Origin of the sequence: Novosphingobium sp. FSW06-99 (genome assembly GCF_001519065.1) — a bacterium.
Classification (GTDB): domain Bacteria; phylum Pseudomonadota; class Alphaproteobacteria; order Sphingomonadales; family Sphingomonadaceae; genus Novosphingobium.
In genome coordinates this window covers 304,738-331,534 of the sequence record NZ_KQ954252.1, presented here as the reverse complement: position 1 = coordinate 331,534, position 26,797 = coordinate 304,738, and the positions used below count along the sequence as shown (strand labels likewise).

Here is a 26,797-nt window from a genome sequence, read left to right as displayed (position 1 = left end):
CCGTAAAAAGCGCTGTTCATACCTCCCCGCCCGACCACCAACGATACTATCAGGCTATGGTGGTCGGGCGGGATGGCGGGGCGGGAGGTATGACTGCACGTCAGTGCAGTTTGGCCTAATATGTGCGGGAATCTTTCCAGGGACGCACTGCGGACACTGTTCGGGCGCGGCGTCTCAGGCAGGTGAACGGAACCGATATCCAAATCTTCGCCCGGATCGCCGCCAGGCCAAACGGTCCTGCGTGGCTCGTTCGCAAACACGCAATTCTATTTCCAGCGACTTTCAGACGCACCAGTCCGCTGGGAATTGCGTTCGTCGGCAATGGCCAGGCACCAGGCTGACCAGTATTGCTGCCGAACGTACTGGGTCGCCGGATGCTGGAAGCGATTCCAGCCTCGGGCGACCCAGACTTTCACCCTGCGATTGAACCCGCTTTTCGTCGCCGACAGCGACGTGCCAGCCTTGTCGGCTTAACCATCTCATCTGCCGGTCGTTCTTGTGCTTCGGTGCGTCATCAACATCCCATTCGGGAGAATTGATATGGGAATGCGTGTAGGTGGTTCGGGTTCCAGCGCTGCTTCGGCAGCATGGGCGACCCAACAGCAGAATACCGTCAGCCAATCGAGTCCGCCGCCGGCTGCCGCCAGCCCTGCGGCATCGAGTCCGGGCCAACAGATCGCCAGTGCAGTTGAATCGCTGATGTCCGGATCGACGTTCAGCATCAAGGCGTGATCTGCAGGGCGGTTCGGGTCTGTTCCACCGCCCGGCAGGTGTGAGATCGCCCGGCACTGGCCCCACCGGTGCCGGGCGACACCACCTGCCAGCAAGATGCGTATCCGCGGTCAGAAAAGTCGATTGGTCATAGGCCGAAAATTGGCCCAACGATCGCAATGGTCCCGCGCCGTTGCAAGTCTCGACACCGACGGTCAGCGCCCCGGATATGAGCGGCACGATCGGTTCCCGCCAGAGCGTGCCAATTGTCCTGTTGATTGCGCCGCCGCGCGGTCGACCTTTCCCTTCGAGAACGGGATCAGGCGACGCGCGATTCAATCCGGGTGATGCAATGCCGCGATCTCTTCGGCGCGGATCGTCAGATAGGCATTTCGCGTGGCGACGTAGGCGTTGGCTTGTTCCCTCATCTGCTTGATCTGCACATCGTTGACCAGGCGGTCGTCCATTGTGCCAAGCACGATGACCGGTATGCGATAGGCGGGCCTCGTGAAGGGCGGGCCAACAGCCAACGAGAGAAACATGCGATCGGCAACCGTTCCGACAAGATCGCGCAGTGTCGTCGAACCGACTATGGGCAGATACATGTATGGGCCGGGCTTGATCCCGTAAAATCCCAGCGTATTGGCAAAACCATTCCGGCGAAAAGGAATTTTGAACGGTTTGCGCTTGGCAAAATCGAACAGTCCGCCGACACCGATCGTGGAATTGATCGCCAGGCGCGCCAGCGATCGCCCCGCCTTGCCGATCCGGTGTTGCAGCAGAAAATTGGCAATCACCACCGGTTCGCGCAAATTGTAGAGCACGTTGTGAATGCCGTCGCGCAACGGGCTGGGAACAGTCTTTTCATATGCAAGGGAAATCGGCGCGACGACCAGGCGGTCTGCCGCCTGAACGGCCGCATAGGATTTTTCATTGACCGTTTCCAAAGGGTCCGCACTCGATCGCCGCTGCGCCCCCGTAACCACGATTGCCGTCGTGGGATCGACCGGCTGTGCTGACGCGGTTGCCGCGTCCCCGGTGTCGGCGGGGGCAGGTTGTTCGGCAGGAACAACCGTTTCTGTCGCCTCGCATGGGGCAGCCGCCAGACTCACGTCCGGTGCGGCCAGGCTCAGCAGGAATACAGCGGCCAAGGCAATACGCTGCACACGCGTGAAGGCGTTCAGCGTCGCCGAGGGGATCTCATCCGGATTGCGTTCGTTTGCTGCCACGCGATGATGACGCCGCCAATCGCGTCGCCCCACACCTCAGTGTCAACTTCGAAACGCGCGAAAGGGCGCGTTTCGAAGTCGGCACCGGCCCGTGGCGACGCGCTGTGCGACGTCCGGATCAGGCGAAACGGATATCCAACGAACGCAAATATGTCTGCAAACCCGCATCCTGAATCGGGATCAACCGCGCCTCGCTGCCCGAAGTGTTATAATGGGCATGCCAGTAGCCGGGAGGCGTCACGAAGGCACAGCCCGGTTTCCAGTCGACCCGGACAGGATTGACGATGGTGCCGTCTGCATCGATGTCGCGACCAACCAGCGTATAGACCCCCGGCGCGCAGTCGACGATCAGGTCGAGCGCGATCGACTGGTGCCGGTGGGGCCGCTGGATAGAGCCGGCACCGATCAGGCCGTACATCGCCCACAGCGTGTGGGTGACGGTGCGGGTCAGCGGGAACGCGGTGTTGCCCAGCAGGAGGCTCACCCGACTGCGATGCAAGGCCGCCGGATCGCTCGCGACCCTGGCAAGTTCGGCATTCGCACGATCAGCTTTGTAGATGGTCGGCTGAAAGCGGGCGCAAACCGGGCGCACGCCGAGATAGCGCAGCAACGGCGCATCATCGACGTAATAGAGCGTGGTGTCTTCGGTTGCGATCAGCATGACATCGGCGGTGCCCGGAAACGTGAAGAAGTCACCTTGCGCGAACGCAAACCGGTCCGACAACTGGTGGGCCGCACCCTCTCCCTTCAGAACATAGAACACCATCGATGTGGCGACTGACGCGAGTGCGAGGTGTTCCCCCTTGAGCACGCGGACGAAGTTTGCGCTGAGACCTGGACTCGTCGCCGGGCCTTCGGTTTTCAGTTCGGTGCTGAGATCAAGCGGCCGGATGCCGGTTGGACCATCGGCATGCAGCGAAGCCGGAAAAAAGCGAAAAGGCACGCGCGGGGTCAGGCTGGGCCGGATCGGGTCTGCAGCCTTGCTGTATTCATAAAACAGCCCTTGGCTATCTTGTGCAACAACGATCGCATCATCGTCCGCGTCAATGTCGGCGGAAGGCAAATCGAGCATGGTCATCGTGGTTCTCCGATTGTGAAGCGTCAGGTCAGGGTGGCGTTTGTCCCGACTGTCTGCCTCGCCGCGGTTCGAATGAAGTACCCGATCGGCAAATGATTGTTGCGCATCGGGGTATGGACCGACCCCTGTCGAGCCGTGCAGACAAACCCCCACTGACGGACGGCAAGTCCCGCATGCGCATCGGGGATCAATCGTGAACACATCCGCAAATGCCGCGGCACCGCTGCCGGTCAGTCAAGCAGTCGATCGTGATATCAACTGGATCGATGTGCTCCCGAGTGTGGGTAGCAGCTTACTGCCAATCATGCTGGTCCCGGACCCGCTGCGCCACAAAATCGATAAAAACGCGCACTTTGGGAGAGACGATCCGCTTGGGCGGGTAAACCGCCCAGATCGCCGTTTCTCCCCAGGTCGTATCAACCGACCATGTGTAACCGGGCAGCAGCGCCACCAGCGTTCCGGCTTCGATCGCGCCCGCAACCAGCCATCGCGGCAACAGCGCCACGCCCAACCCGTCGATGGTCGCCTGCAACAGCGCGTCGTAGTCGTTGATCCTGATCCATCCGGCCATCGTCACCCCGCGCAAGTCGGCCGGCGTGGAACCGGACGGGCGGCAATACCAGGTAAGATCGGAGGTCGATGCAAAGTTCATGGCGTCAAGCGCCTGCAGATCCTCTGGCTGGGCAACCGGGCCATGATTGGCAAGGTACGCCGGGCTCGCCACGGGAATGCGTTGGTGCGCGCCAAGACGCCTGGCAATCAGCGATGAATCGCGCAGTGTCCCGGTGCGTATCGCGACGTCGATACCCGCCTCGATCAGATCGATCGTCCGGTTTTCGATCGTCAAATCCAGCCTGATATCGGGATAAAGCCCAAGGAAATCCGAAAGATGCGGCATGACATGGCGCCTGCCAAAGGTGCCCGGCACGGTTACCCGCAAAAGGCCCTGCGGTCGCGAATTCAGTTCGCGCGTCGCGCTGCGCGCATCGTCAAGGTCGGCCAGGATGCCATGCGCCCGGGTGTGAAGCGTGCGCCCGGCTTCTGTCAGATGCAGACGCCGGGTCGATCGATTGAACAGGGCTGCCCCGACATCGGCTTCCAGTGCGCGGATATGGCGGGAGACTGTCGAGACTTTCACGGCTTCCTCTTCCGCCGCCCTCGAAAAACTTCCGAGCGCGGCCGAGCGCGTAAAAAACCTGAGCGCTGCAAAATAATCCATGAATCGAACGCTCCCTTGCGCAACGATGTCCTACCCCAAAGCGAAGCGCTGCGTCACCTTTGCAAGCGTGTGGCGCCGGCATCCGCAAAGAGAGATCGCGACACCGTGTGCAAAATCAATCCTGGCACACACTTGCTTCGACAATGCGCGCAATCGCTGATGACCGAGCGCGCGCCAGCGGCAAACCTGGTGGTGCGTCCATCTCTTTTAGACAAATTGTCTTATATTGACAATTTGTAAATTGAGACTTATGGATGCGACATGCGCTGGAACCCGGAACCTTATTTTGCCATTGCCGATGCGGTCGCCGTGTTGTTGCAGCCGCAGGCGGAGGTCGTGGTGCACGATCTGGATCAGGATGTGATCCTCCATATCGCCGGGGCTTTTTCAAAGCGGCGGGCGGGCGATCCCGCATTGAACGAAACTGCCGATCTGAAGCCGTTTGCAGGACCGGTGATCGGCCCATATGCCAAGACCAACTATGACGGGCGCGCCCTGAAATCGGTGTCGGTGTCGATTGCGGGGCACGACGGCAGCCCGGCGGGGCTGCTGTGCATCAATCTAGATGTGTCGGCGCTGGCGCAGGCGCACGCCATGCTTGAACGGCTGATGCTGATGCCAGCGGCAACGGCCCCGCGCGCAGAGCACTTGTTTCCCGCCGATTGGCGCGAGCAGATCAACGCCCAGATCGCCGAATTCCTGTCGCAGCGCAGTGCGTCGCTGGCAGGGCTGACCACCGCCGATCTGATTGCGCTGACGGCCGTACTCGATTCGCGTGGCTTCTTTTCCATTCGCAAGGCCGCCGACCATATCGCAACGGCCCTGGGCGTTTCACGCGCCACGCTTTACAAACGCCTGGCGGCCGCACGGAGTAGCAACCGATGACCACATTGCCTGAATTCCGCCTTGAAACGTACCTCGGGCGTTGGGAATTTGCCGCCAGACACCACATGACGGCGTCGGACGCCCAGACGATGTCGATCAGGGATCTGCTGGCGCTGACCGGCCCGGATGCGCTCGATCGTTTTCTGGAACAGCCTTTGGGCTATACAGAACCATATGGCGCGCCCGACCTGCGGGCGGCGATCGCCGCGACGTATGACCTTTGCGCGCCCGAGGATGTGCTGTGTTTCGCAGGCGCAGAGGAAGGACTCTATGCGTTCTATCGCGTGCTGCTTGATCGCAGCGCGCATGCCATCGTGGTCACCCCCAACTATCAGTCGGCAGAAAGCGTGCCGCTGTCGATATGCGAAGTCAGCGGAGTGCCGCTTGAGCCCGATCAGAACTGGACTTTGGATATCGATCGGGTGGCCGCCGCCATTCGCCCCAACACCCGCGTGGTCTATATCAATTTTCCGCACAACCCGACCGGCAAGATCCTCGAACGAGACCGCTTCGACGCGCTGGTCGAGCTGTGCCGCCATCACGGCATCTGGCTGTTTTCCGACGAAGTCTATCGCCTGATCGAACGCGACCCGGCGCTGCGCCTGCCCCATGCCGTCGATGCCTATGAACGCGGCGTGTCGCTCAACGTGATGTCAAAGGCCTATGGCCTGCCGGGCCTGCGCGTGGGCTGGATTGCCTGCCGCGATCGCGAGTTGCTGGAACGGATGGTCCGCTACAAGCACTATCTGTCGATCTGCAACAGCGCCCCCAGCGAACGGTTGGCCGTGGTGGCGCTGCACGGCGCCGAGGCCATCCTGGAACGCAAGCGTGCGCTCGCGCGCGACGGGTTGGCCAAAGTCCAGGCCTTTCTCGGTGAATTTCCCCACTTGTTCGAAAGCTACACGCCCGACGGCGGCATCGTGATCTATCCGCGATACAAAGGTGCAGATGGTGTCGAGGCATTTGCACGACGGCTGGTCGAAGAGGCTGGCGCCGTGGTGTTGCCACCGTCCGTCTATGCATCGGCGCTGACACCCACACCTCCGGATCGGTTCCGTATGGGCTATGGCCGCAACGGGATCGATGAAGGACTGGCCGCCATGCGCGCCCATGTGATGCGCAATTATCCGTAAGACCATGCGCATCTTCAGCGCCGCTGCCATACGGTCGATTGCCACGCCCGATCTGGTGATTGCCTCTGTGCGCCGTGCGCTGATCGATCATGCGCACGGAAACATCGCCTCGCCACCACCTGTTCACCTGCATTTCGCCGAACCGCAGGGTGACTGCCACATAAAATCAGGTCATGCTGCGGGCTCTCGCGTGTTCGTCATCAAGGTCGCGACCAGCTTTCACGGGAATTCCGACACGGGGCTGGCTTCGGGCAATGGCCTGATGCTGGTTCTGTCGGCAGAAACCGGCGCGCCGCTTGCCTTGCTGGCCGACGATGGCTGGCTGACCGACGCGCGCACGGCGGCGGCCGGCGCGCTGGCGGTCGAAGCCTGTGCCCCACCGGCTACGGACATGCTCGGTGTGCTCGGTGCGGGGACCCAGGCGCTGTTCCAGGCACGCCGGATTTGCGCGCACAACCGCATTGCTCGCGTTGCAGTATGGTCGCGGACGGCATCGTCGGTACAGCGTCTTGTGCACGAACTTCGGGCCGCAGGACTTGAAGCCATGCCGTGCGACAGTCCGTCCGAGGTGGCCGCGCAGGCCAGGGCCATCGTGACATGCACCCCGTCGCGCGTGCCTTTGTTGAAGGCTGTCGATCTCGATCACGTGCGCCTGATCGTGGCTGTCGGCGCGGATATGCCCGGCAAACGTGAACTGGACCCCGATGTGATCGACCGTGCCGACCGGATTGTCTGTGACGATATCGCATTGTGCCTGGATCATGGCGAAATCCAGGGGCGCCGCCTGCACCACACGCGCCTGATGCAGCTCGGCGATTTGCTGGCGGCTCCGGAAATCGCCAATACAGGACTGACCGTGGTAGATCTGACCGGGCTTGCAGCGCAGGATGTTGGCGTCGCAAGCGAAGTCTATCGCCGGTTGTGTACGAGCATCCCTGCGTCGGGCGGCTCGCATTGATAGTTCCCCTGCTGTTTGAACGGAAGGACAATGCCATGACCAAGACCAACCCCCATTGCCGCCGTTCGATGCCGGCCAGCGCCTCATCCATCGACCGCCCGGCCGTCGTCGAGACGATCACCGGGTTTGGCGCGGTCTCTGGCGCGGCAGCATCGTGCAAAAAAGTGGGCTCGGGTTTTTTGCAAAAAACGATGCAAGCACGCAGGGACCTGCGCTTCATGTGCGCAGCTTGGCTGGCGTTGGTCGTTGGCGCTTCGCCCGCATGGTCCCAGGATATCGATCCACAGCGGATCGTCAGCTCAGGATCGGCAGGCGGTGCGACGGCCTGCGTCACTTGCCATGGCGCAACACTTGCCGGCAACCCGGCCCTCAAGGCACCACCGCTCGCGGGCAAGCCAGCCAGTTACATCCTTGCACGGCTGGCCCATTACGCTGGTCCGGATGGTCACAACGCCCTTATGAAAGCGGTCGCGACTGCCCTGACCCTTCCGGAGCGCGAAGCGGTCGCAGGGTATATCTCCCGCCTTCGGCCTGCGCCCGACGCCACCGACGGGCACGACCACAAGCCCTGATTGGTATCGCATCATGTTTGCACGATGCTCGTGAAATGCACTGATCCCTTTGTCGGGTTGGCAGTTCACCCGGTGATGTCGGTGCAAAATGCAATGAACGCCCGTACCTTGGCCGATTGGTGCCGACGCGATGTGTGCACGACATAAAGCGGGAAGGTTTCGCCCGGCCAGTCAGGAAACAGATCGACCAGTCGCCCTTGGGCAAGCAGATCCTGCACGCCCAGGGCCAGCACCTGGGCGATGCCCGCACCGGCCAGGCACGCGCCCAGCATCGTGCCGACATCGCGCACGACCAGCCTGCCCCGGGTTGTCACGGGCACGATCGTCCTGCCTTGATGAAGCTCCCATTCGAACGGCCGCTTTGTGACCGGATCGCGGAACTGGATGCATTCATGATCAGCCAGATCCTGTGGCACAACCGGTCTGCCGCAGCGGGCGATATAGCTTGGCGCTGCGACCGTCAGAATGCGCGTAGCCAGCAGACGCACCGCGATCTGTGACGATACCGGCTGGGGGCCAAAACGCACCGCAAGATCCGCGCCATCGGCCACCAGATCGCCGATATCGTCACTGGTAATCAATTCCAGCGTCAGATCGGGATGGCTGGACAGAAATTTGGGCAAATGCGGCGCCAGCACCAGACGCGAGAAATAGGGATCGACATTCACGCGCAATTTTCCGCGGACGGCCACTGTGTTGCCCGAGGCCAACTCTGCCGCTTCCCCGATCCCATCGAGCAATGGTGCAACCCGTTCGTAAAAGCTGCGGCCTTCGTCGGTCAGACGGAGCGAACGCGTGGTGCGATCGAGCAAGCGAATGGCCAGGCGTTCTTCGAGGCGAGCAATCGATCGACTGACGCCCGATGCCGACAGGCCCAACGCCTCTGCGGCGGCGACAAAACTGCCACCTTCGATAACGGCGGCAAGAACGCTGACGCCTGACAGCAATCGACCATCGAATGCCATGTCATTCCTGATTTTGAGTCATCAGTATAGTGATGAAGGCGCACTTTAATCAATGGTTCTGCTGCGGCATAGCATCAATTGCAAGCCAAGCAGTCAGGAGCCGCAAAGATGGACATCGAAGGAGCTGTCGCACTCGTAACAGGCGCCAACCGGGGCTTGGGCAAAGCCTTTGTCGACGCACTGCTGGCCGGTGGAGCGGGCAAGGTCTATGCCGCATGTCGCCAGCCTGCGAGCCATCTGGACGAGCGCGTGGTGCCACTGCGCCTTGATGTGATGTCACCAACGGACATCACAGCCGCAGCGAAAAACTGCCCCGATGTTACAATCCTGGTCAACAATGCCGGCATCATGCTGACCACGCCGATCCTGGCGCCCGGTTCGGACGATGCCCTGCGACGCGAAATCGAGGTCAACGTGTTTGGCGTGCTGGCGATGGCGCGCAGTTTTGCGCCCTTGCTGGCGCGCAACGGCGGCGGCGCGATCATCAACGTGCTGTCTGTCGCGAGCTGGTTCGTCAACCCGTTCAACGCCACCTACTGTACGTCGAAACATGCGGCACTGGCGGTGACCAATGCGCTTCGGATCGAGCTTTGCGGCCAGGGAACGCGGGTCCTGGGCGTCCATGCCGGGTTCATCGACACCGACATGGCGCGACACGTTGCCGGACCGAAAAGCAGGGCTCAAGACGTCGCCGATCAGGCGCTGCATGGCCTGCGCGTCGGCGAAGACCACGTCCTGGCCGACAGCAGCGCAATTGAAATTCATGACGCGCTTGCCGCAGATCGCGCCGCATTCGAACGCGGCCAGCAGTCAATGTGGGACCAGGGCGCGAGCCCCTGGACGAAATAACAGTTTCTATCCGAAAAGGAGATCGGACATGTACGCAATACTGGGTGTAACCGGCAAAGTCGGTGGCGTGGTTGCGCAGACCTTGCTTGATGCCGGGCAAAAGGTCCGGGCTGTGCTGCGCGATCGCGCCAAGGCAGCAGACTGGTCGTCACGGGGATGTGCGATTGCATATGCCGATATTGCCGATGCCGCCGCGCTGACCACGGCGCTGACCGGTGCAGAGGCGGTATTCATCCTGATTCCGCCGAATTTCGATCCGCAGCCAGGCTTCCCTGAAATCAAGGTCATCATTGCCGCCTTGACCAAGGCGATCACCGCCGCGCGTCCGCAACGGATCGTGTGCCTTTCGACCATCGGCGCGCAAGCCAGCCAGCCCAATCTGCTCGGCCAGTTGGGCGAGGTCGAACGGGCGCTGGGTGCGCTGGACATGCCGGTCTGCTTTTTGCGCGCGGCATGGTTCATGGAAAATGCGCTGTGGGATGTACCGGCCGCGCGTGAAGGCGTGATCGGCAGTTTTCTTCAGCCGCTCGACCAGGCGGTGCCCATGGTGGCAACCGCCGACGTCGGCCGGATCGCGGCGCAATTGCTGCAAGAGACCTGGACCGGTCCGCGTATCGTCGAGCTTGAAGGCCCGGCTCGAACGAGCCCCAATGATATTGCGGCCGCATTTGCAAACGCACTGGGGCGGCCCGTGCGCGCAGAGCCGATCGCGCGCGATCAGTGGGAGACGCTTTTCACCGCACAGGGCATGCACAATCCCGTCCCGCGTGCCCAGATGCTTGACGGTTTCAACGAAGGCTGGATTGCATTCGAAGACCACGACAATGTGGTGCGCGGCCAAACAGACATCAACATGGTCATACGCGGACTGTGCGATGCCTGACGATCGTGTCCCGGCACGTGGTGCAGGCTCCGAAGGTAGCGCCGCTGCCCGGACGCACGCTTGCCAAATCAATCCGTCGGAAGCGGGGTTAAATACCGCATCTGCGAACTGCGTGGATTGGCCCGATTGCGGACTTGCGTTGACCCAACGAGCCTGTTGACCCCATATCAATCCCGGTTTTCCCAGGGCTTCAAGGATTCCGCAACACGCCTTGAGTCGTGGCAATGGTGGGCGGTAACGGGCTCGAACCGCTGACCCTCTCGGTGTAAACGAGATGCTCTACCAACTGAGCTAACCGCCCGCTCTTGCCGAACTATCTGAACAGCAAGGGATAAACACTTCGCATAGGACGTGCTATCGGCTGTCGATCGATTGGCGTGGTCTGACGTTGGCCCGCAGACCATCGCGACGCGCCGTCCTCTACACGACCAGACATTTTGGTCAACATGCCTGATGCCCGCGTTCGACGCTGGCGATCGTGGTCGCGCCTGCAAGGTAGCGCAGATGCCGCAGCAACGCCTCTGCCTGGCGGTAGGCGGGGCGCGGAAGGCAGGCTGCGCCGATGATCGACAGGCACCGCGCCTCGGCCACCGCGCTGGCGCGTTCGGCCTCGCGCCGGGCGTGTTCGCGTTGGTCGAAGGCCACGGTCGCATCAAGCGTCAGGCGCGCATAGTGCAGATTGGCGGCCACGGCGGCGGACAGCGCCCTTGCCAGCATTCCGCCCGGACGTTGCGATGACAGGCACAGCGAACCCGCCAGCCCGAGCACGCTGCCCAGCACATTGGTGCCGGTGCGTGCCAGCGCGATGCCATAGCCGGTGGCCGCGTGCGCAGCAGTCAGATCGGCGACCGTGACAAACAGCGGCGTCAGGAACACGACATAGAGCGTGTAATTGACGCGGCGCAGCGCAATGGTGGCCGCCGCCAGTGGAAAGACCATCGCCACCAGTTGCCACGCGTCGGTGCATACCGTGGTCAGCAAGCCGGCCGCGCCACCGCCGACCATCGAGCCGACGACGCGTTCGATCATGCGTGGCCAGGTCGCCATGACATCGGGTTGCATGACCACCACGATTGCCATCGTCGCCCAATAGGCAAAGCCCAGATGCAGGCCTTGCGTCACGATCTGGGTGATGGTGACCATCACTGCCAGGCGCAGCGCATGGCCCGGCACGGCGATGCCCCGGATCGGTGCCGCCATCGCCGCCGGCGATGATCGACGGTGTGGCCGGGGCGACGCCACGCACAACGCGTCGGCCCACAGCGCGGCCACACGCGACGGCAGGCCCGGGGTAGCGCGGCCAAGGTCGCGCAAGGTCTGCACGTGCGCGCCTACCTCGGCATGGGCCCAGTTGTGCCGGGTCAAACCCCGGCCCATGGTCGACAGCGCGTCATCGAGCGTTTCCAGCATCGCGCAGACCGATGCACCGGGCCAATCGCGTGCGCGCTCAACCATGGCGTGGTCCAGCGCGATCAGCCCGGCCAGGATGTGCTCTGCCGCATCGGCGAGCGCGGCCAGATCCGGGTCCGCCATGGCCATGTCGACACGCGCGCGTTCGAGCGTGGCGCGCAACGCCCGCCGGTGTTGCCTGTCCGGCCTGACACCGTGCAGCGCCAGCGCATGCAGGTCCCCGGTCATGTCGCGCAGATCACGCACGATCGCCGCCGCGTTCTGCGCGGCACTGTCGCGCGGATGGGTGCGCCAGATCACCAGACACAACAGCAGCGCAAACACGCCGCCGGTCAGAAAGGCACCGCCCAGCATGGCCGGGTCGGTGGTCGCCAGCGGCTGGTCGATCGCCACCACCACCACGACATTGGCCAGCATGCCGACTTGTGCAGCCACCGCGCCAAACCGCGACAGCAGCGCATTCGACGCGACGATTGCAAACAGCGCGAGCGTCGCCGTCGTGGGCCCGCAACCGGCCAACAGCACCATCAGCGGCGCCAGCACCGTGCCCAGCACCACGAAACCGCCCATCGTCACAAGGCGTGTACGGTCCGGTCCGTCGGGATCGGCAAGGCAGGTCCAGAATGCGGCGAACGCGCCCCAACTCAGCGTCGGCTGGTGCACAAGCAGGCTGGCGCCGACCATGATCGCCACCGCCGTGGCTGCGCGCAGCCCTTCGACCAGGCCGAACCGTTCGGGCACATAGGCGATGGCGCCCGCGCGCAGCCGTCGCGACACCAGGCGCCAGTGGTCGGCAAACCGGGGCATGGTCAACGCCGGGGTCACACCGGCGGGGCAAGTGGCGTGGGTCATGGCGTGCGGGGTCCGTGGGATCGGGCCCCCGCCATAAACGCGGACCTTTCGCGATCAAAACGACTTGATTGACTGAATTCTATTCCGATATGGAATGCTGATGGAATTCAGAACGCTTCGCGCCTTTGTCGAGGTTGTGCGCCAGGGTGGCTTTTCGGCGGCCGCAAAGACGTTGTTTTCCACCCAGTCGACCGTCAGCAAGGCAGTCAGGCAACTGGAAGATGAAATCGGCGCCCCCCTGCTCGATCGCATCGGACATCGCACCACGCTGACCACGATCGGCGAAGCGGTCTATGCCCGTGCTGTGCGCCTGCTGGCAGAGAGCACAGACCTGCTGGCCGAACTCGATGAATTGCGCGGGCTGAAACGCGGCACCTTGCGGCTGGGGTTGCCGCCGGTCGGCAGCGCGGTGCTGTTTGCCCCGCTGTTTGCCGATTTTCGCGAACGCTATCCGGGGGTGGAAATCCAGTTGGTCGAACATGGCGCCAGCCACCTCGAAGACTTGCTGCTGGCGGGTGATATCGAACTGGCGGCCTCGCTGCTGCCGGCAGCCGATGCCTTTCATATCCAGTCGATCCGCTGCGAACCGCTGGTCGCGCTGATCCGCGCCGGACACCCATTGGCCGGGCGGGACACGATCGACCTGACCGCACTGCGCGACCAGCCGCTGATCCTGTTCGAGGCCGGGTTCGCAATCAACCGGATCATCATCGAGGGCTGCGCGCGCCACGGATTTGCCCCCCGGATCGTCGCGCGCAGTGCGCAAGTCGACTTTGTCGTCGAACTGGTGGCGGCCGGGATGGGCATTGCCTTTCTGCCGCGCATGATCGCCGCACAACGACCGCACGAGCGCGTCCGGGCAGTCGTTCTGGACGAGCCCGCCACCGATTGGCATCTGGCCATGCTGTGGCGGCGCGGCGCCTATCTGTCTGATGCGGCGCGCGCCTGGCTCGATCTGGTGCGCGGATCGGTCCGCGCGCCATGACGGATTGCACCGGCGTGACCGCCACCGCGATCGGCTTGATCTTGGCGCATGCACGTGCGGTTGTCGGTGCCGCATCGATCCGATTCGCGCGTAGATCCTGTTTGAAATTCGCCGCTCCTGTTTGAAAGCCGCCTTGCGTGACCGACCCCGATGCAGTGCCGCCACCCCAGCTCGCCCAGGGCCTGAAACAACGCCACATGACGATGATCGCGCTGGGCGGGGTGATCGGCGCGGGTCTGTTTGTCGGCAGCCGGGTGGTGATCCAGTCTGCCGGTCCGGCTGCCTGCCTGTCGTTCCTGCTGACCGGCACGCTGGTGGTGCTGGTCATGCGCATGCTCGGTGAAATGGCCACTGCGCTGCCCGCGGTCGGATCGTTCTATGCCTATGCGCGGCTAGCCCTGGGCGATCTGGCGGGGTTTCTGACCGGGTGGATGTACTGGTATTTCTGGGTCATCGTGGTGGCGATCGAGGCGATTGCCGGGGCCGACCTGATCCGGTTCTGGTTGCCAGAAGCGCCGCAATGGCTGCTCGCACTGGGGCTGATGCTGGCACTGACCGCGACCAATCTGGGATCGGTGCGATCCTATGGCGAATTCGAGTTCTGGTTTTCCTCGATCAAGGTGGCGGCGATCATCGTCTTTCTGGTGCTGGGCACCAGCTATGTGCTGGGGCTGTGGCCCGGCGGCGGCCCGGGGCTGAAGCACCTGACCGCGCATGGCGGGTTTGCGCCTAATGGCTGGCTGCCGGTGCTGACTGGCGCGGTGGCCGCCACGGGGTTCTACTTCGGCGCCGAAATCGTCACCATTGCCGCCGCCGAATCCGAACAGCCCGCGCGCGCAGTGGCCCGCGCGACCCATTCGGTGATCAGCCGCGTGCTGGTGTTCTATGTCGGCTCGATCCTGCTGGTGGTCATGATCATGCCGTGGAATTCGCCGCAAGTGGCGACCCCCTATGTCAGTGCGCTGGTGGCGATGAACATCCCGGCGGCGGCGCAGATCATGAATGCGGTGGTGCTCACTGCGGTGCTTTCGGCGCTCAATTCAGGGCTCTATGCCTCGTCTCGGATCGCCTTTGCGCTGACCCGCCACGGCGATGCCCCGCGCTTTCTGGCCCGGCTCAGCCCGCGCGGCGTGCCGGTTGCGGCGATCCTGTGCGGGTCCGGCTTTGGGTTTCTGGCGGTGATCATGTCCTATCTTTCGCCCGACCGGGTGTTCGCCTTTCTGGTCGAATCCTATGGTACGGTGGCGTTGTTCGTCTATCTGGCGATCGCGTTTTCGCAATTGCGCCTGCGCGCCCGGTTCGAAACCGAAACGCCCGCGCGGCTGACCATCCGCATGTGGGGTTTTCCCTGGCTGACGCGCGCGGCGATCGTGGCGATGCTGGCAATCCTGGTGGCCATGGCCTTTATCCCCGACCAGCGCGCGCCGCTGGCGATGGGGGTGTTGAGCGTGATCGGCCTGATCGTGCTGCATCGGCTGTTCCGGCACGGCCGCACCGGCTGAACCGCAGAATTCCGGCTCTTTGCTTGCCCGCGCGCCTTATGCGGGCTAGGGCGTAAGTGCATAAATGGCATCAAAGCGGTATGAGACCAAGAGGCCCGGCCCACGGCGGATAGGCGCAGGAATAGTGGTGCTATTTCAAGCCTGTCCAACGTAGCGATTGGCCTCTTGGGTCAAATCCCGAAGGGACGGCAAAATGGCTTCCATCTCGAACCGAAATGCGCTTGCAAAGGCAACCAGCCTTAGCCGCGCGCCTTTCGGCGCGATATGTTCGCCATTTTGCCGCCTCGTTGATGCCATTTATGCGTTTACGCCCTAGGGCAGTGCGGGGCAAACCATGGACATATCGGCCACAATGGTGCCACATCGCCTTGCACGTCTGTTTTCGGCCGCCCGCTTTGCGCTGGTCTATTTCGCCAGCCTGACATTCGGGCTGTTGCTCTCGCGCTTTGATCGCGGGGTGGCCGTGGTGTGGATTGCGGGCGCGGTGCTGTTCGTGCAACTGGTGGTCACGCCGCGCCGACGCTGGCCGGACGTGGGGATGACCGCCGTGGCCTGCGCCGCGGCGGCAATCTGGTGGTTCGGATTTGGCCCGCTGGCAGCGCTGCCGCTGGCGCTGATCAGCGTTGGCGAGGCCTGGGCCGCGGCCTGGGTGGTCAAGCGGATCTACCCGCGCTTTGGCCGTTTGCAGTCGATCGACGAAGTGGTGCGGTTTCTGCTCGTTGCCGGCCTGCTGGTGCCCGCGCTGTGCGCAGCGCCGGCGGCGTGGGTCATCCACTGGGTCGCGGGTCTGCCCGTGATGCGCGCCTGGGGCGACTGGTTCGGTGCGCATGCCCTGGGTTTCATTGCCTTTTCCCCGCCGCTGCTGCTGGCCCGGCAAGGCGAGGCGCGCCACTGGCTGCAATCGGCCTCGGCCCGGTTGAAGCGCGAGGCGATGCTGTTGCTGGGTCTGGTCGCCCTGGCATCGTTGCTGACGTTCGGGCAGAATGTCGTTCCGCTCGTGCTGTTGCCGCTGATCGTGATGGTGGCGACGACGCTGCGGCTCGGGCGGTTCGGGGCGATGGCCTCAGTCATCATTCTGATGACCGTCGGGCTGATCGGGACAAGCGCGGGTTTCGGTCCGACCATGTTGCTGCATGTCAGCACGTGGCTGCGCTATGAAGTGCTGCAGGGCTATTTCGCCTCGGTCGTGCTGGTTGTGTTGCCGCTGTCGGCGGAACTTGTGGCCCGCCAACGCCTGCTTGAGCGCGTGCAGGCCGCCGAAGCGTTGCACCGCCTGATCATCGAACGATCGAGCGACGTGATCATCCGCGTCAAATATGACGGCACGGTCAGCTTCGCCTCGCCATCGCTGGTGCGGCTGTGGGGCTATCTGCCCGAGGAAGTGGTCGGGCGATCGGTGTTCGAACTGGTCCACCCGCGCGATGCGCCCCGCGTACGCGCCAGTCGCCGCAGCCTGATGGACACCAAAGATGCCATGATCGCGGCAGAATTCCGCATCTTGCGCAAGAATCGCAGCGAACTGTGGGTCGAAGGCAGCACGCGCGCGGTGCTCGATCACCAGGGCCGGGTGAACGGCACGTTGACATTGATCCGCGACATCAGCGGGCGGCGCGAGATGATCGACAACCTGCCCCATCTGGCGATGACCGATCCCCTGACCGGCCTTGCCAACCGGCGGGTGTTCGATCTGGACCTGGCCAAAGGCCTTGCCTCGGGACAATCGGGCTGTCTGGCGCTGTTTGATCTCGACCATTTCAAGCAGATCAATGATCTGCACGGGCGTGCCATCGGCGATCAGGTGATCCGCACGTTTGCGCAAGTCCTGCGCGAATCGGTGCGATCGGGGGACAACGCGGTGCGGCTGGATGGCGAGGAATTTGCCGTGGTGCTGTTCGGCGCGAGGATAGAGGACGCGCGGCAGATTTGCGAACGGATCGTCGCGCGCTTTGCCGCCACGCGGGATTTTCCGGCAGGCGCGCCCGTGCTGCACGCCACGGTCAGCGCAGGCCTGGCCCGGTTCGATCCGGGATCGAGCCCCGAGGCCGTGATGACCGCCGCAGACACCGCGCTCTATCACGCGAAGAGCGACGGCCGAAACCGGCTGGCCGTGGCCGCCTGAACCCCGATTGCGGCCGGCACGCGGGGCTGCACGTCGCAACTGGACGCGGCGGCACGGATAATCTATATACCGATCGGTATGGAAACCATCGATGACCAGCTAGACATTGCCGGGACGCCCGCCGCCGCGCGTGGCCGCCCGCGCCAGTTCTGTGTCGAAACCGCGTTGACGGCGGCGCTGCGGGTGTTCTGGACACGCGGCTATGAAGGCGCCTCGATGGCCGAACTGACCGAGGCGATGGGCATCACCAAGCCCAGCCTCTATGCCTGTTTCGGCAACAAGGAAGCGTTGTTTTGCAAGGCGCTTGATCTCTATGAGCGCGACAAGCTGGCCTATGTCCATACCGCACTCGAAGCCCCGACCGCACGCGGTGTGGCCGAACGGTTCCTGCATGGCGCGCTGACCATGCAAATCGGTGGCGACGATCCGCGCGGCTGCATGGGCGTGATCAGCGCAGTCGCCTGCACCAACTTTGCCGATTCGATTCGCGAAGAGGTGATGGCACGGCGTGCCTCGTCGGACCGGGCCATCGTCGCCCGGTTCGAACGCGCCAAGGCCGAGGGCGATTTGCCCGACCACGTCACCGCCGAAGCCCTGACCAGCTATCTGTGCGCAGTGATGCAGGGCCTCAGCGTGCAGGCCAGCACCGGTGCCAGTCCCGAAGAGCTTGAACAACTGGTGCAGACCACGCTGATGCTGTGGCCCGGACGCTGACCGACGTACAATTCGATACATAAATTACCGCCCGGTACACAAATCGGTTGACGGACCCGCCCGAGCATTCTATACCGATTGGTATTGAATGTGTCGGGGCCACCACTCCCACCCCTGGTCAGACGAACCCAACGTACCCAATCCCGGCGTTGGGCTTCGCGTCGGCGCATTCAACAGTTCGGCGACAGGCATAACCTGCGCCGCAACCGGTCTGTCCCTCGCCGTGGCCCATCCGGGCATGGCGCCTGGGGTCAGGCTGACGCCGGTTCCCGTTCGGTTGTGCGCCCTCCCCCCCACCCGGGGCGCCGCCGCACGGGACCGGTCCGTCCTGACCAAAGAGGATGTTCAAAGATACCCGACCGGTCGCGCCGGTGCGGATGCAGGTTGATCCGCCATCGGGCGTGATCGGCGCTGCGCCCCCGCATCCTGCCGATCGTGATTGCCAAGCCGCGAACCCGATCCCGAATGCCGGAGTTGATCCCATGGATATGCCATCGACCATCGAAAATGCCGAACCCCAGGCGGGCCTGGGCTATACGGCGCCCAACGGCACCATCACGTCCACCGGCCTGGTGTCTTCGCGCCAGGTCGCGATCGGCGCGATCGCGCTGGCGCTGGCCGTTGCGCTGGGCTGGTCGCTGGTGGCGCACCAGGCGGTGAAGGCGGTCACCCCGCCAGCACCCACGCTGGGCGTGGCCACGCCGCTGGTCGCCCCGGTGGTCGAATGGGACGACTATGTCGGCCGGTTCGCCCCCAGCCAGATGGTCGAAGTGCGCCCCCGCGTCGCGGGTCAGGTTACCGCACTGCATTTCCGCGACGGCGATCTGGTGCACAAGGGCCAGGTGCTGTTCACCATCGACCAGCGGCCCTATCGCGCCGCGCTGGCCGAGGCACAGGCCAATGTCGCCGCCGCGCGCAGCGCGCTGACGCTGGCACAATCCGACTATACCCGCGCCGCGCGGCTGTCGGGCGACGAAGCGGTTTCGGCAGGTGAAGTCGATGGCTTGCGCGCCCGGCTGCAATCGGCGCAGGCCAGCCTGGCCGCCGCCGAGGCGCGTGCCCGCCAGCGCGCGCTCGACATGGAATTCACCGAGGTGCGCGCACCGATCACCGGACGGATTTCCGACCGCCGCGTCGATATCGGCAATCTGGTCGCAGCCGGCGACGGTGCCAACGCGACCCTGTTGACCACCATCAACGCGCTCGATCCAATCTATTTCAACTTCGACAGCTCCGAAGCGCTGTTCCTCAAGGCGCAGCGCGACAAGGCCGCCCATGGCACCGCGCCGGAAGTCGAGATCAAATTGCAGGACGAACCGGGCTATCAATGGCACGGGCGGCTCGATTTCACCGACAACGGGCTCGATCCCCATTCGGGCACGATCCGCGGCCGCGCGGTGATCGCCAATCCCAAACTGTTCCTCACCCCCGGCCTGTTCGGCAATATGCGGCTGTCGGGCGGTGGCATGGTCAAGGCGCTGCTGGTGCCTGACGAGGCGATCCAGTCCGACCAGGCGCGCAAGACCGTGCTGGTGGTCGGCGCCGATGGCACGGTCGGCGCCAAACCGGTCGAGCTTGGCCCGGTGGTGCGCGGGCTGCGCGTGATCCGGGGCGGCTTGCTGCCCACCGACCGGGTGGTGGTGACCAATGTCCAGGCGGCCATGCCCGGTGCCAAGGCACAGATCCGTTCGGCCCCGATCGTTGCCCAGCCCGAGGCGGCGGCGCCCGTCGATACCACGCCTGCCGCCGCCCAGGTCACGTTCGCACACTGACCCCCGGCGTTCCGCGTCACATTGTTTGACCGGGTGCAACCGCACCCGGATCGCCCGGTTTCGCCCTTTTAACGGGACACACTATCATGCGTCTGTCGCGCTTTTTCATCGACCGTCCGATCTTTGCCGGGGTGATCGCCGTGATCATCGCGGTGATCGGTGCGCTGGCCTTTTTCGCCCTGCCGGTCTCGCAATATCCCGATATCGTGCCGCCCACGGTTACCGTCAGCGCGCAATATCCCGGCGCATCGGCCGAAACCGTGGCCAACACGGTGGCCGCCCCGATCGAACAGGAAATCAACGGTGTCGACAACATGCTCTATATGAGCAGCCAGTCGACCGGTGACGGCAATGTCAAGATCACCGCCACGTTCAAGATCGGCACCAATCTCGATACCGCCCAGGTGCTGGTGCAGAACCGCGTGGCTGTGGCCGTGCCGCGCCTGCCCGACGAAGTACAGCGGCTGGGCGTGGTGACGCGCAAGACCTCGCCCGATTTTCTGATGGTGGTCAACCTGCAGTCGCCCAACGGCAGCCTGAACCGCGACTATCTGTCGAACTATGCGCTCACCCAGGTCCGCGACCGACTCGCCCGGCTTGACGGGGTGGGTGATGTGCAACTGTTCGGTTCGCGCGACTATGCCATGCGCATCTGGATCGATCCGGGCCGCGCCGCCGCGCTGAACCTGACGGCGGGCGAAATCGTCGCCGCCTTGCGCGCGCAAAACGTGCAAGTGTCATCGGGCGCGCTCGGCGCGCCGCCGGTGGCCAAGGGCGATGCGTTCCAGCTTGGCGTGGAAATGCAGGGCCGCCTGACCACCCCCGATCAGTTTGCCGATGTGGTCATCCGCACCGACGCGGCGGGCCACCAGGTGCGCGTGCGCGATGTCGCGCGGGTCGAACTCGGCGCGCAGGACTATGGCACCAACACGTATCTGTCGAACAAGCCCACCGTGGTGATCGCGGTGATGCAACGCCCCGGTTCGAACGCGCTGGCTGCGGCCGCGCGCGTCAAGGCAGAGATGGACACGATCTCGAAGACCTTTCCGCGCGGGATGGAATATTCGGTGATCTACAACCCCACCGAATTCATCGGCCAGTCGATCGACGCGGTCTATCATACCCTGTTCGAAGCGATGGTGCTGGTGGTGCTAGTCATTCTGCTGTTCCTGCAGAACTGGCGCGCGGCGCTGATCCCGATCCTGGCCATTCCGGTCTCGCTGCTGGGTGCGGCGGTCACGCTGCTGGCGCTGGGTTATTCGCTCAACGCGCTGTCGCTGTTCGGCATGGTGCTGGCGATCGGCATCGTCGTCGATGACGCGATCGTGGTGGTCGAAAACGTCGAACGCAACATCGGCCTCGGCCAGAGCCCCTTGCAGGCCGCGCGCACGTCGATGGACGAAGTGGCCGGGGCGCTGGTGGCCATCGTGCTGGTGCTGTGTGCGGTGTTTGTGCCCACGCTGTTCATCGGCGGATTGTCGGGCGCGTTCTACCGCCAGTTCGCCGTGACCATCGCCAGCGCCACCGTGGTGTCGCTGGTGCTCAGCCTGACGCTGTCGCCCGCCGCTGCGGCGCTGTTGCTGCGCCCGCATCAACACGCCGAACACCCCGGCCTGCTGGCGCGCGCGGGCAACCGCTTCAACGCCTGGTTCGACACCTTGAGCGATGGCTATGCCGATCTGACCCGGCGCCTGCTGGGGGCGCCGCGCCGCATGCTGGCGGTCTATGCCGCGCTGATCGCGGCGACGGTGGCGCTGTTCTGGGTGACGCCTTCGGGCTTTATCCCGGCGCAGGACCAGGGGTATTTCCTGGCGGTCGTGCAATTGCCGTCGGGCGCCTCGCTCGAACGCACCGATGCGGTCACGCGCGACGTTGCCGCGCGCATCCTGCCGATCAAGGGCCTGCGCGGGGCGGTGATGTTTGCCGGGTTCCACGGGCCGTCGCAGACCGCGGCGCCCAATTCGGCGGCGATCTATTTCCCGTTCAAGACCTTTGACGAACGCCACGCGCTGGGCGCGACCTATCAGGGCATCATGGATCAGGCCAAGCAGGCGGTCGCCGGCTATGACAAGGCGCGCATCCTGATCGTGCCGCCCCCGGTCATCCAGGGCATCGGCGCAGGCGGTGGCTATCGCTTCATGCTGCAGGATCACGAAGGGCGCGGTTATGATGCCTTGAACCAGCAGGCAGGCGCGCTGATTGCCAAAGCCAATGCCGAGGCCGGGCTGCATCAGGTCTATACCCTGTTCGATGTCGGCACGCCGCGTGTCTATGCCGATGTCGACCGGCGCAAGGCCGACTTGCTCGGCGTGCCGCCCGAACGCGTGTTCGAGGCGATGCAGGTCTATCTGGGTTCGGCCTTCGTCAACGATTTCAACCTGCTGGGACGCACCTATCACGTGACCGCGCAGGCCGATCAAGGCTCTCGCGAAACCGTTGCCGATATTGCCAATCTGAAAACCCGGTCGAACACCGGCGAGATGGTCCCCCTGGGATCGGTGGCGACGTTCCGCGACAAGACCGGGCCCTATCGCGTGGTGCGCTACAACCTGCAACCGGCAGTCGAAATCGATGGCGACACCGCGCCCGGCTATTCGACCGGGCAGTCGCTGACGACCATCGAAAAGCTGGCCGATGCCACGCTGGCTCCCGGCTACGGCGGCGAATGGACCGATATCGCCTATCAGCAGAAGCACGCGGGCAACACCGCGGGCGTGGTGTTCGGGATGGCAGTGCTGTTCGTGTTCCTGGTGCTGGCGGCCCAGTATGAAAGCCTCGCTCTGCCGCTGGCGATCATCCTGATCGTGCCGATGTGCCTGTTTGCCGCGATGGTCGGGGTGAACTTGCGCGGGATGGACAACAATGTCCTGACGCAGATCGGCCTGGTCGTGCTGATCGCGCTGGCGGCCAAGAACGCCATTCTGGTGGTCGAATTCGCCCGCGCCGCCGAAGACGAACAGGGCATGAGCCCGGTCGAGGCCGCGATCCATGCCGCACGCACCCGTCTGCGCCCGATCCTGATGACCAGTCTGGCGTTCATCCTGGGCGCCCTGCCGCTGGTCATGGCCAGCGGTGCAGGCGCCGAATTGCGCCAGGCGCTGGGCACGGCGGTGTTCTACGGGATGACCGGCGTCACCGGCTTTGGCCTGCTGTTCACCCCCACGTTCTACGTCTTGTGCCGGCGCATGGCCGACCGGTTGCGCAGCCCTGCGCGCCGCGTCGCGCTGCAGCCTGCCGAATAGAAAGGCCGATCATGAACCGACTTATCAATCATCTGGTGGCCCGGCACTTCAACTATCTGTTGCTGGCGTTCAGCCTGCTCAGCGGCTGCGCGGTGGGGCCCGACTATCATCCGGTGAAGGCGCCGGTGTCGGCGGCGGCTCCGTTCATCGGCGCCAGTGCGCCGGTGGTCAGCCGCGAAGCGACGGTCGATCGCTGGTGGACGCTTTACAACGATCCGGTGCTCAACCGTCTGGTCGATGACGCGCTGGCGGCCAACACCGACATCCGCGTGGCCGCCGCGCGCGTCGATCATGCCCGCGCGCTGTTGCGCAGTGCCCGGTCCGACCGCCTGCCGACCACCGGCATCGCGGTGTCGGGACAGCGCGAACGCATTTCGTCCGCACAGTTGACGCAGGGCGAACCGCGTGAGGCCTGGGTCTATGACGGCGGCCTGACGCTGTCGTACGAAGTCGATCTGTTCGGGCGCGTCAGCCGGGGCATCGAGGCCGCGCGCGGCGACAGCGCGGCGGCGCAGGCCGATGCCGACGCGGTGCGCGTGGCGGTGATTGCCGACACTGTGCGCGCGTACCTCGATGTCACCACCAGCGCCGAACGGTTGCAGGTGGCGCAGGACACCGTCGCCCTGCTCGACCGATCGGTGCACATCACCGGCGCGCGCGTCGATGTCGGGCGGTCGGACCGGCTCGACCTGATCCGCGTGACCGCGCTGCGCGATCAGCAGGCGGCGGCCATTCCGCAAATCGCCGCCGATCGCCAGTCGGCCCTGCTGCGCCTGGCCACGCTGACGGGACGCACCCCGCAGGACCTGCCCGCCGATGTGGCCACGCGCACGGTCACCCCGCATCCGGCGCAGGCCGTCCCGGTCGGCGATGGTGCGGCGCTGATCGCGCGGCGCCCCGATGTGCGCGCGGCCGAACGGCGGCTGGCCGCCGACACCGCGCGGATCGGCGTCGCCACGGCGGACCTATACCCGCATATCACGCTGGGCGCGTCGGGCGGATCGACCGCGCTGGGCGGGATGAGCCTGTTCGGCAGCGACGCCTCGCGCTGGTCGGTGGGACCGCTGATCAGTTGGACGTTCCCCAACACCGGCGCGGTACGCGCGCAGATCGCCGCCGCGCGCGCCGACAGCGCGGCCTCGCTGGCGCAGTTCGACGGCACCGTGCTGACCGCGCTGGAAGAAACCGAACGCGCTTTGTCGACTTATGCGCAGATGCACGACCGCATTGCCACGCTCGAACGCGCCCGCGACGAAGCCGCCCGCGCCGCGCGCATCACGCTGGCACGCCAGCGCGAAGGCCGGATCGATTTCCTGACCGTGCTCGATGCGGAACGCACGCTGGCCTCGGCCGACAGCGATCTGGTGGCGGCGCGCCGCGATGCGGCGTTTGCCCAGGTCGACCTGTTCCGCGCGCTTGGCGGAGGGTGGAACCAGGCTAAGGGCGGATAACCAGGCGGGCGGTGCAGGCACCAACCGGCACCGCCCCCGCACTCAACAACAGCGGCCGCCGCCCCTGCCGCCATAGCGCGCTTCCTGGCGGCTACGGAAAAAGGCGCGTTCATCCATCACCGGCGCATCGGGGTGATGCGCCGCCATGTGGTCGCAATAGGCCCGGTACGAGCTTTGGCCCACCATCAGCCGGCTCGCAGCGGTGACGATGGCAAGCATATCGCGCAGCATCGCCTATGCCCCCACCGCTTGGCCGGGCAGTTCGTGCACCGTCGGGCGATCGGCGCGCAGCGCGCCCAGGCCCGCGCGCAGGCCGAACAGCACCATGGCCACCACCACCGCCACGAACAGCACGGTCAACCCGGCATCGACGCGATCGTTCCACACAATGGCGCGCATGTCGGCCATCGACCTGGCCGGGGCCAGCACTTCGCCGCGCGCGATGGCTGCACCTATCCTGGCCGCGTGCGCCAGAAAGCCCACTTTGGGATCGCTGCTGACCAGTTTGAGCAAGCCCGCCGTCAGCGTGCACACCAGCAGCCACGCGGTCGGCAGTATCGTCACCCAGGCATAGCGTTGCCGTTTCATGCGCAGCAGCACGACCGTCGCCAGCGTCAGCGCGATCGCAGCGAGCATCTGGTTGGAAATGCCGAACAGCGGCCACAGTGTGTTCACCCCGCCCAGCGGATCGGTCACCCCCTGATAGAGGATGAACCCCCAGGCCGAAACGCACGAGGCAGTGCCGACCAGCGCAGGCACGATCCCGGTGGCATTGCGGAACGAGGGCACCGCCAGCCCGATCAGATCCTGCAGCATGAACCGGCACGCGCGCGTTCCCGCATCGACGGCGGTCAGGATGAACAAGGCCTCGAACAGGATGGCGAAATGGTACCAGAACGCCATCAGCGCCTTGCCGCCGATCACCTGGCTGAAAATCTGCGCCATGCCCACCGCCAGCGTCGGTGCCCCGCCCGCGCGCGAAATCACTGTCTGTTCGCCGACATCGTGCGCCACCGCCGCAATCGTTGCCGGGGTCACCGCAAAGCCCATTGCCGAAACCGCCCGCGCCGCGCTGGCCGGATCGGTACCGACCACCGCTGCCGGGCTGTTCATCGCGAAATAGACGCCCGGATCGATCACCGACGCACCGATCAGCGCCATGATCGCCACCATGCTTTCGGCCAGCATCGCGCCATAGCCGATAAACAGCGCATCGCGTTCATTGGCGATCAGCTTGGGCGTGGTGCCGCTGGCGATCAGCGCGTGAAACCCAGACACCGCGCCGCAGGCGATGGTGATGAACAGGAACGGAAACAACGAACCCGACCAGACCGGCCCGCCACCATGCACAAATTGTGTCACCGCAGGCATCCGCAGCGGCGGCGCGACGATCACGATGCCGACTGCCAGCGCCAGGATCGCGCCGATCTTGAGGAACGTGGACAGATAATCGCGCGGTGCCAGCAACAGCCACACCGGCAACAATGACGCGATCGCGCCATACCCCACCAGAATCCAGCACAGTTGCACCGCCGATACCGTGAACCACGGCGCCAGCGCGGCGCTGTCGGCCACCGTGCGCCCGAACATGATCGCCAGCAACAGCCCGACCATGCCCAGCAGCGACACTTCGCCGATCCGTCCCGGGCGCACCCACCGGCTGTAGCCGCCCATCAGCAACGCCAGCGGCACCGTGGCGGCAACGGTGAACAGGCCCCACGGGCTGTTGGCCAGCGCCTTGACCACGATCAGCGCGAGCACCGCCAGGATGATCACCATGATCAGGAACGTGCCGAACAACGCGATCACGCCGGCGGCGGTACCCATTTCCAGCCGGACAAGTTCGCCCAGCGAGCGCCCTTCGCGGCGCATCGACACGAACAGGATGACAAAATCCTGCACCGCGCCGGCAAACACCACGCCCGCCAGAATCCACAGCATGCCCGGTAGATAGCCCATCTGCGCGGCCAGCACCGGCCCGACCAGCGGCCCTGCCCCGGCGATCGCGGCGAAATGGTGGCCAAACAGCACCCGCCTGTCGGTGGCCACGAAATCGAGCCCGTCGGCGCGCGTATGCGCCGGGGTCGGCCGTGCCGGATCGAGCCCGACCACCCGTTGCGCGATGAACCGCCCATAGCAGCGATAGGCGATCAGGTAGGTGCAGACCGCCGCGATCACCACCCACACCGCATTGACCGTTTCGCCCCGCGCCAGCGCCACCATGGCCAGCGCCCATGTTCCCAGCACCGCAATCGCGCCCCAGACCAC

The 26,797-nt window shown here is 64.6% G+C and carries 20 protein-coding genes and 1 tRNA gene; 13 read left to right on the top strand and 8 right to left on the bottom strand.

The genetic code is table 11. The features are described from left to right. Window positions 1-1,046: 1,046 nt before the first annotated feature. The 3 genes from AQZ49_RS04090 to AQZ49_RS04080 form a co-directional block, all read right to left on the bottom strand. Window positions 1,047-1,940, bottom strand: a complete 894-nt coding sequence (locus tag AQZ49_RS04090; protein WP_231738714.1) for an MlaA family lipoprotein — start codon at window positions 1,938-1,940, stop codon at window positions 1,047-1,049. A gap of 118 nt (window positions 1,941-2,058) precedes the next feature. Beyond that, window positions 2,059-3,018 carry a hypothetical protein gene (locus tag AQZ49_RS04085; protein WP_197410909.1) on the bottom strand — a complete coding sequence of 320 codons (960 nt, stop codon included), beginning with the start codon at window positions 3,016-3,018 and terminating at the stop codon, window positions 2,059-2,061. A 292-nt stretch (window positions 3,019-3,310) separates the two neighbouring features. Beyond that, entirely contained in the window at window positions 3,311-4,237 is a 927-nt protein-coding gene (locus AQZ49_RS04080) for a LysR family transcriptional regulator (protein ID WP_067613195.1), read from the bottom strand. Window positions 4,238-4,498: 261 nt separating this feature from the next. Here AQZ49_RS04080 and AQZ49_RS04075 point away from each other — a divergent pair, with 261 nt between their 5' ends. Genes AQZ49_RS04075 through AQZ49_RS04060 form a run of 4 tightly spaced genes read left to right on the top strand, consistent with a single transcriptional unit; the run spans window position 4,499 to window position 7,785 of the window. Continuing rightward, window positions 4,499-5,122, top strand: a complete 624-nt coding sequence (locus AQZ49_RS04075) for a helix-turn-helix transcriptional regulator (protein ID WP_067613192.1) — start codon at window positions 4,499-4,501, stop codon at window positions 5,120-5,122. Next, a complete protein-coding gene (locus AQZ49_RS04070; protein WP_067613189.1) occupies window positions 5,119-6,255 on the top strand; it encodes a pyridoxal phosphate-dependent aminotransferase in 1,137 nt (378 codons plus the stop codon). The genes AQZ49_RS04075 and AQZ49_RS04070 overlap by 4 nt, the downstream gene beginning before the upstream one ends. Before the next feature lie 4 nt (window positions 6,256-6,259). Then, window positions 6,260-7,213 carry a Rossmann-fold NAD(P)-binding domain-containing protein gene (locus tag AQZ49_RS04065; protein WP_067613187.1) on the top strand — a complete coding sequence of 318 codons (954 nt, stop codon included), beginning with the start codon at window positions 6,260-6,262 and terminating at the stop codon, window positions 7,211-7,213. 35 nt (window positions 7,214-7,248) lie between these two features. Next, on the top strand, window positions 7,249-7,785 hold the full coding sequence (locus AQZ49_RS04060; RefSeq protein WP_156428122.1) for a c-type cytochrome: 537 nt from the start codon (window positions 7,249-7,251) through the stop codon (window positions 7,783-7,785). A 65-nt stretch (window positions 7,786-7,850) separates the two neighbouring features. Here the strand turns inward: AQZ49_RS04060 and AQZ49_RS04055 are convergent, their stop codons facing one another. Further along, entirely contained in the window at window positions 7,851-8,750 is a 900-nt protein-coding gene (locus tag AQZ49_RS04055; RefSeq protein WP_067613183.1) for a LysR family transcriptional regulator, read from the bottom strand. 78 nt (window positions 8,751-8,828) lie between these two features. Here AQZ49_RS04055 and AQZ49_RS04050 point away from each other — a divergent pair, with 78 nt between their 5' ends. Together AQZ49_RS04050 and AQZ49_RS04045 are read left to right on the top strand one after the other, a co-directional pair. After that, window positions 8,829-9,599, top strand: a complete 771-nt coding sequence (locus AQZ49_RS04050) for an SDR family oxidoreductase (RefSeq protein ID WP_231738712.1) — start codon at window positions 8,829-8,831, stop codon at window positions 9,597-9,599. 28 nt (window positions 9,600-9,627) lie between these two features. Further along, window positions 9,628-10,482, top strand: a complete 855-nt coding sequence (locus AQZ49_RS04045) for an NmrA family NAD(P)-binding protein (RefSeq protein WP_067613179.1) — start codon at window positions 9,628-9,630, stop codon at window positions 10,480-10,482. Window positions 10,483-10,707: 225 nt separating this feature from the next. Here AQZ49_RS04045 and AQZ49_RS04040 read toward each other — a convergent pair. Both AQZ49_RS04040 and AQZ49_RS04035 read right to left on the bottom strand, forming a co-directional pair. Next, window positions 10,708-10,783 (bottom strand) — tRNA-Val (locus AQZ49_RS04040). A 140-nt stretch (window positions 10,784-10,923) separates the two neighbouring features. After that, complete coding sequence (locus tag AQZ49_RS04035; RefSeq protein ID WP_082701307.1) at window positions 10,924-12,744, bottom strand: FUSC family protein; 1,821 nt, start codon at window positions 12,742-12,744, stop codon at window positions 10,924-10,926. Window positions 12,745-12,844: 100 nt separating this feature from the next. On the opposite strand from AQZ49_RS04035, the gene AQZ49_RS04030 reads away from it, so the two are divergent. The 7 genes from AQZ49_RS04030 to AQZ49_RS04000 all read left to right on the top strand — a co-directional run bounded on the left by AQZ49_RS04030 (window position 12,845) and on the right by AQZ49_RS04000 (window position 24,529). After that, the gene (locus tag AQZ49_RS04030; protein ID WP_067613506.1) at window positions 12,845-13,729 is read left to right on the top strand and encodes a LysR family transcriptional regulator; all 885 of its coding nucleotides are present in this window, start codon (window positions 12,845-12,847) and stop codon (window positions 13,727-13,729) included. 137 nt (window positions 13,730-13,866) lie between these two features. Continuing rightward, entirely contained in the window at window positions 13,867-15,231 is a 1,365-nt protein-coding gene (locus AQZ49_RS04025) for an amino acid permease (RefSeq protein WP_231738708.1), read from the top strand. 352 nt (window positions 15,232-15,583) lie between these two features. Continuing rightward, on the top strand, window positions 15,584-17,350 hold the full coding sequence (locus AQZ49_RS04020) for a sensor domain-containing diguanylate cyclase (RefSeq protein ID WP_067613502.1): 1,767 nt from the start codon (window positions 15,584-15,586) through the stop codon (window positions 17,348-17,350). Window positions 17,351-17,428: 78 nt separating this feature from the next. Continuing rightward, window positions 17,429-18,064 carry a TetR/AcrR family transcriptional regulator gene (locus AQZ49_RS04015; protein ID WP_067613175.1) on the top strand — a complete coding sequence of 212 codons (636 nt, stop codon included), beginning with the start codon at window positions 17,429-17,431 and terminating at the stop codon, window positions 18,062-18,064. Window positions 18,065-18,546: 482 nt separating this feature from the next. Then, entirely contained in the window at window positions 18,547-19,836 is a 1,290-nt protein-coding gene (locus AQZ49_RS04010; protein ID WP_231738705.1) for an efflux RND transporter periplasmic adaptor subunit, read from the top strand. An 86-nt stretch (window positions 19,837-19,922) separates the two neighbouring features. Further along, a complete protein-coding gene (locus AQZ49_RS04005; protein ID WP_067613173.1) occupies window positions 19,923-23,078 on the top strand; it encodes an efflux RND transporter permease subunit in 3,156 nt (1,051 codons plus the stop codon). 11 nt (window positions 23,079-23,089) lie between these two features. After that, window positions 23,090-24,529, top strand: coding sequence for an efflux transporter outer membrane subunit (locus AQZ49_RS04000; RefSeq protein ID WP_082701306.1), 1,440 nt, complete (start codon window positions 23,090-23,092; stop codon window positions 24,527-24,529). Window positions 24,530-24,571: 42 nt separating this feature from the next. Here AQZ49_RS04000 and AQZ49_RS03995 read toward each other — a convergent pair whose 3' ends face one another. Together AQZ49_RS03995 and AQZ49_RS03990 are read right to left on the bottom strand one after the other, a co-directional pair. After that, entirely contained in the window at window positions 24,572-24,760 is a 189-nt protein-coding gene (locus AQZ49_RS03995; protein WP_067613171.1) for a YbdD/YjiX family protein, read from the bottom strand. Between the two features lie 3 nt (window positions 24,761-24,763). After that, window positions 24,764-26,752, bottom strand: a complete 1,989-nt coding sequence (locus AQZ49_RS03990) for a carbon starvation CstA family protein (protein ID WP_156428143.1) — start codon at window positions 26,750-26,752, stop codon at window positions 24,764-24,766. Window positions 26,753-26,797 lie beyond the last annotated feature (45 nt).